General features: G+C 42.2%; 5 protein-coding genes and 1 other RNA gene. 4 read left to right on the forward strand and 2 right to left on the reverse strand.

Translation table 11 applies throughout. From position 1 onward, the window contains the following. Positions 1-352: 352 nt before the first annotated feature. Both rnpB and rsmI read right to left on the reverse strand, forming a co-directional pair. Positions 353-731: RNase P RNA component class A (gene rnpB / locus H5201_RS21975), an RNA gene on the reverse strand. 43 nt (positions 732-774) lie between these two features. Further along, positions 775-1,632 (reverse strand): 16S rRNA (cytidine(1402)-2'-O)-methyltransferase, encoded by an 858-nt coding sequence (rsmI, locus tag H5201_RS21980; protein ID WP_149980608.1) that lies wholly within the window; start codon positions 1,630-1,632, stop codon positions 775-777. Between the two features lie 61 nt (positions 1,633-1,693). Between rsmI and H5201_RS21985 the strand changes: the two genes are divergently transcribed. The 4 genes from H5201_RS21985 to dolP are packed head-to-tail and all read left to right on the forward strand — an operon-like array spanning position 1,694 to position 5,128. Continuing rightward, positions 1,694-3,571, forward strand: a complete 1,878-nt coding sequence (locus H5201_RS21985) for a penicillin-binding protein activator (RefSeq protein WP_182785400.1) — start codon at positions 1,694-1,696, stop codon at positions 3,569-3,571. A gap of 30 nt (positions 3,572-3,601) precedes the next feature. Beyond that, the gene (locus H5201_RS21990; protein WP_149980606.1) at positions 3,602-3,973 is read left to right on the forward strand and encodes a YraN family protein; all 372 of its coding nucleotides are present in this window, start codon (positions 3,602-3,604) and stop codon (positions 3,971-3,973) included. A gap of 1 nt (position 3,974) precedes the next feature. Next, positions 3,975-4,562 (forward strand): SIS domain-containing protein, encoded by a 588-nt coding sequence (locus H5201_RS21995; protein ID WP_149980605.1) that lies wholly within the window; start codon positions 3,975-3,977, stop codon positions 4,560-4,562. Beyond that, positions 4,562-5,128, forward strand: a complete 567-nt coding sequence (dolP, locus tag H5201_RS22000; protein ID WP_145236822.1) for a division/outer membrane stress-associated lipid-binding lipoprotein — start codon at positions 4,562-4,564, stop codon at positions 5,126-5,128. Before H5201_RS21995 ends, dolP begins: the two co-directional genes overlap by 1 nt. Positions 5,129-5,574: the final 446 nt, after the last annotated feature.

Here is a 5,574-nt window from a genome sequence, read left to right on the forward strand (position 1 = left end):
CGAAAACAGTTAAATAAATTGACTGATGATGATCAGTTAAGCTAATTTAAAAACGGCTCTACAAAATGATAAATCAGGTGATCAAAGCTGATGAGAATCGGTGATCAAAGTCATGAGAATACGCACCGCTGTTATTTCATATAAAATATGGTTTTTGGCTTGTTCTGCATACCCTAAAAAGCCAAGCTAAATTAAACATTTGCGTTCTTAGTTTTAAGTCGTTGTGTTTGATTTTAAAGCTAGGAAATGATCTGTTAATCGACTTATTTCTATGCTCTGACGGCTAAAATCTGATAGCTTGTTACAGACACAAAAAAGCCCGCAGCGTTAACTGCGGGCTTTTTTATTGAATGAGTGAGTCAGCCGTATAAGCCGGGTTCTGTCCTTTCCGAAGAAAGTGATAATCATTCGTCTAGGCCATAAATCGCTCTATGGCTCAAGCAACCTACCCGGTTCTCACGTGGGCCACGCGTTCATTATTTAAAATGATAGAACCCTATTTGGTCTTGCTCCGGGTGGAGTTTACCTTGCAACCAACTATTGCTAGTGGCCCGGTGCGCTCTTACCGCACCCTTTCACCCTTACCAATCCGAAGATTGGCGGTCTCCTCTCTGCTGCACTTGTCGTAGGCTCACGCCCCCCAGCCGTTAGCTGGCACCCTGCCCTATGGAGCCCGGACTTTCCTCCCCCTGCGCATTTTCGTTGCAGGCAGCGATCATCTTGGCTGACTCGGCGCGCAGTATACCTGAGCTGGGTTGTATGTGCAGTAAAGATTTAGCCTTTTTCGTCAATAATTGTTTTATAAAGGGCATTTTTCTTCATGCCAAAATAATCAGCGACAATTCCACAGGCTTTTTTCATTGGCATTTCATTCTCAAGCAATGCCAGCATTTTGCGTGCTTCTGGCGGAATATCATCAACCTGCTTTGGATTACCAGGCAACATAAGCACTATTTCACCGCGTTGCTTGGTGGGATCGTCGGTTAAAAACTGTTTGAGTTCGCTGACTGTGCCATTAAAAAACGTTTCAAACGTTTTGGTTAGCTCTTTAGCGAATACCACTTGTTGCTCACTACCAAGGGCAATCTCTAAGTCATCTAGGCTTGCCATAATGCGATGGGTACTTTCATACATAATGCTGGTTATATTGGAATTAACCGCTTCAATAAAAAAGTCTTGGCGAGCTTTGCTTTTTGCTGGGGTAAAACCAATAAACTGAAAACGATCTGTTGGTAAACCTGAACAACATACAGCTGTTATGGCGGCGCATGCTCCTGGTATGGGGGTGACATGTGCGCCTTGCTCTCGGCATAAATTAACAACCGCATAACCAGGGTCACTAATTAGCGGCGTGCCTGCATCCGAAACTAGTGCTATATTTAAACCTTGATTAAGTTGATCAATAATTTGTTGCGCTTTTTGCTTTTCATTATGGTCGTGCAAAGCAAAGGTTTTTGCCTTAATGCCAAAGTGACTTAGCAACTTACCGGTATGGCGCGTGTCTTCAGCAGCGATTAAGTCAACTTGCGATAAAGTCGCGATTGCACGCTGACTTAAGTCGTCATAATTGCCGATTGGGGTGGCTACAATGTAAAGAGTGCCGATTTTCTGTGAATTCTCCTCATTTAACATTGAGGTCTCCTGCGTCAGTCAGTAATATAAGCAAATCGCGTTAACGTATTGGGAAATCATTGTGCGACTTAAACTTGTTAGTCTATTAATCATATTGTCAGGGTTATCGGCCTGTAGTACAACCGAAAAACCGACTAAAACCAGTGAAAACCTCAGTTCAGCTAATAGCGCATCACAAATTCAAGCGACTGACGCACAATCTATGTACCAACTAGCCTTAAATCGCCAAGGCGCTGATAAAATCCAACTTCTTTATAGTGCGCGTGATGCTGCGATCGCAGAGCAACAATGGCCACTGTTAGAGCAAATTAGTACTGAATTAGAACGTACTCCAAGCGTCGACCAAGTGCAAAATAAACTGTACATCGCTTTTGCGCAAATGCAACAAAACAAGAGTACTCAGGCTCTTGAGATGCTAGCCAGTTTAGACAATCAATTGACTCAACCGGAGCATTTTGCTTGGCATCAATATTTAACCGCCAGTGTGTATGCATCACAAAACTTGCCTAAAGAGGCGATGACCTACTTCTTTCGTGCCTCTGAAACCGCCAGTAAAAATAACTTAACGATTCCACAGCTCAACAAAGACCTGTGGCAAAATTTACAACAATTATCATCGTATGCTTTAGAGCGCTTTAATCGCGGCTCAGTGATACAACAAGGCTGGGTAAACTTAGCGCTCTATCACCAAGTATATTTAGGTGCTCCAGTTGAGCTTGATCAAGCAATTAATAATTGGCAACGCCGTTACCCTGGTCATCCAGCAATCGCCGTGTTGCCAAAAAAAGACGCTGAGTTAATTGCTGCTGAACCACTGAATATTGAGCGCTTAGTTGTTTTATTACCCCAATCAGGTGCTAATGAACGCTTAGGTGATGCCTTAAAAGCTGGCGTGTTAGCGGCACTAGATAGTACATCTATTGCTGAAACCATTTTTATTGATGAAATGCTTAGTTCTGCTGAGCTGTCTGCAAAACTGCTCGAAATTAATCCTGACTTTATAATTGGGCCGTTACTCAAAACGAGTATCGATAAGCTAGTTGCAAGCAAAGCATTACAAGATTACCCAGTTTTGCACTTAAATACCTTTGATGGTGAGCGCCAGTCTCCTCAGCATTACTTCTTTGCGCTTAACCCGGAGCACGAAGTACAGCAAGCACTTGAGCACTTTTTAACGGCTGGTTATCAAAAACCTATGCTGCTGGCGCCAAATAATAGTTCAGGCCAGCGTTTAGTTGATTTTTTCAACCGACAATGGCAACGCTATAGTGAAACCACACCAGAAGTTGGGCTTTATAACGATAAAAAAGATATGCCAACAACCATTGTTAACCTGCTCGAAGTAGATAAATCAAAAGAACGCATTGCGACCGTTAAGTCATTATTTAGACAAGAAGTAGAGAGTGAAACTCGCTCTCGTCGCGATATTGATGTTATTTATATTCTCGGTGATGCTATCGAAACTCGCTTGATTAAACCTTATTTAGATGTAAATGTGAGTACCTTTGCTGATCGCATTCCACTGTATGCCAGTTCAAAAAGTCATAGCAAGCAAATCGATAGCACCGATAAAGGCGATCTCGATGGTTTGTATTTTACCGAGTTACCATGGATGCTTAGTGGGCAAATAAAAGATCATGCCTTACGCCAGCAATATAATTCGCTGTGGCCAGAACAGGCTGATATAAGTCAGCGTTTATTTGCCATGGCCTATGATTCAGTTGCTATGCTAAGTAATATCACACAATTGAGTATGCTCCCCGGTAAGCGATTTAATGGCTTAACTGGCCAATTGAGTATTACCAGTGATGGGCAAATTAATCGCCAACTTAATTGGGCGCAATACAAAAATAGACAAATCCAAGCGGTACAGCTAGCAACATCAGCGCCGTTACCATTATTTATGCAATCAGCTACCAGCCTGACACACAGTGAGTAGTTAAAAGCAATATAAAACAAGGATGTTGTGATGTCGTGGTTTAAACAACTGTGGCAAAATAGCCGAGAAAAAGGCCAGTATTACGAGCTTCAAGCGCAAAAATACTTAGTAACGCAAGGGTTGATCCCGTTAGAGCGTAACTATAACTGCCCCTACGGGGAGCTAGATGTAATAATGCGCGATGGCAACACGCTAGTGTTTGTGGAAGTGAAATTTCGCAGTAGCTATGTTAAAGGTGGAGCAATCCACGCTTTAGGTAAACAAAAGCAAGAACGTTTAAAACGCTCTATTTACCATTATTTAGCAACGAAAAAGCTTAGTGATCAAGCAATAAGAATCGACTTTGTCGCAATAACTGGCGACACATCGCAACAACTTAATTGGATAAAAAACGTATTTTAATATGCAAGATACTATAAAAGAGATTTTTACAGAAAGCATTCAGGTGCAAATAGCCGCCGGTGAAGTACTTCCTAGCGCCTTAGAAGCCGCTGCATTTACCATAGCGCAGAGCCTAATCAATGGTAATAAGTTGATTTGTTGTGGTACTGCCAGCTGCCACATGCTGGCCCAACATATGGCTGGCGTATTGATCAACTACTACGAAACCGAACGTCCTTGTTTACCGGCAATTGCGCTATCACAAGAACATATCAATCTTGGTCCAAGTAACCAAAGTGACGACCAAGAAACCTTTGCCCGTCAAGTACGAGCGTTTGCTCAACAAGGTGACTTACTATTGGTTTTAGCAATCAATGGCAACGAAAAAAACATCATATCGGCAGTCGAAGCCGCACTCACCAAAGACATGAAAGTTATTGTTATGGTTGGTGATGACGGCGGTGAGCTAGTAGGTTTACTCGGTGCCAATGATGTCGAAATTCGTGTTCCGTCAAAACGTCCGAGCCGCATCATAGAATCTCACTTGGTTAATCTTCATTGTTTAAGTGAACTCGTCGACTTGACCCTATTCCCACAGGAAGAAAGCTAATGTTGAAACAATCTCTAATTGTTATTAGTACAGTACTATTATTACAAGGCTGCGCTGCTGCAGTTGTTGCAGGTACCGCTGGTGCCGTTACCGCAGCCAACGATCGTCGTACTCTTGGTTCGCAAATCGATGATAGTAATATCGAAATCAAAGCTGGGGTCGCAATAAACGATGTACCTCGCCTTGCTGATCATGCCAACATCAGCGTGATTAGCGTTAACGGCATTGTATTGTTAATAGGCCAGGTTGCAACTCAAGAAATGAAAGACGAGGCTCAGCGTACGATTGAGGGCTTACCTGCTATACGCAAAATACATAACCAAATTCGTATTGGCTCTAACATTAGCATGAGCACCCAGACCCATGATTCTTGGTTAACCTCTAAAGTAAAAACACAATTACTTACCACCGACAACATCAGTAGCAACAACATCAAAGTAGTAACTGAGAATGGCGAAGTATTTTTAATGGGCTTAGTATCAGATGCAGAAGCAAACACCGCTGTAAGCGTTGCTCGTAATGTATCGGGTGTAGAACGCGTTATTAAGGTATTTGAATATTTGTAAAGGTATCAGGTTCTAGGAATTAAAAGCCTTGCAGTTGATATCGCAAGGTTTTCTATACCTGTAGGCGGGAGCTTACCTCACGCACCTCCACTAAAAAACGCGGGGTAAACCCGCTGCTACAACAATCAACCTTAACCTTCGTCTCACAACTCGTCGCTCGTAAACTTTAACTAATACCAATCAACTTAAATATTTAACCATTCTAGCGAGCTAAATAAAGCGCTAACTGCGTTATAATTTTTTCAAGTAGAACAATTACATGTCAAAATTTACGCCTTGTTATCACTGTATTTATCTGTCGCTATAAATGGTCAGTAACTTAACACGATTGGTATAAATCTGCGTGGATAAAGCCCCGCCTACAATAAATCCAAACACCCATGCCAACCCCGTAGCCCTTAGTTTACCTAGCGCCTTTTACCTTTTACCTTTTACCTTTTACCTTC

It is taken from the genome of Pseudoalteromonas sp. SG43-6 (genome assembly GCF_014164365.1).
In the GTDB taxonomy this organism is placed as follows: Bacteria; Pseudomonadota; Gammaproteobacteria; order Enterobacterales; family Alteromonadaceae; genus Pseudoalteromonas; species Pseudoalteromonas rhizosphaerae.

What these genes read in the sequence shown, in the direction of transcription:
- H5201_RS21990 (WP_149980606.1), top strand. Translation starts at nt 3,602, where the DNA reads ATGTCGTGGTTTAAACAACTGTGGCAAAATAGCCGAGAAAAAGGCCAG.
- dolP (WP_145236822.1), top strand. Translation starts at nt 4,562, where the DNA reads ATGTTGAAACAATCTCTAATTGTTATTAGTACAGTACTATTATTACAA.
- rsmI (WP_149980608.1), bottom strand. Translation starts at nt 1,632, where the DNA reads ATGTTAAATGAGGAGAATTCACAGAAAATCGGCACTCTTTACATTGTA.
- H5201_RS21995 (WP_149980605.1), top strand. Translation starts at nt 3,975, where the DNA reads ATGCAAGATACTATAAAAGAGATTTTTACAGAAAGCATTCAGGTGCAA.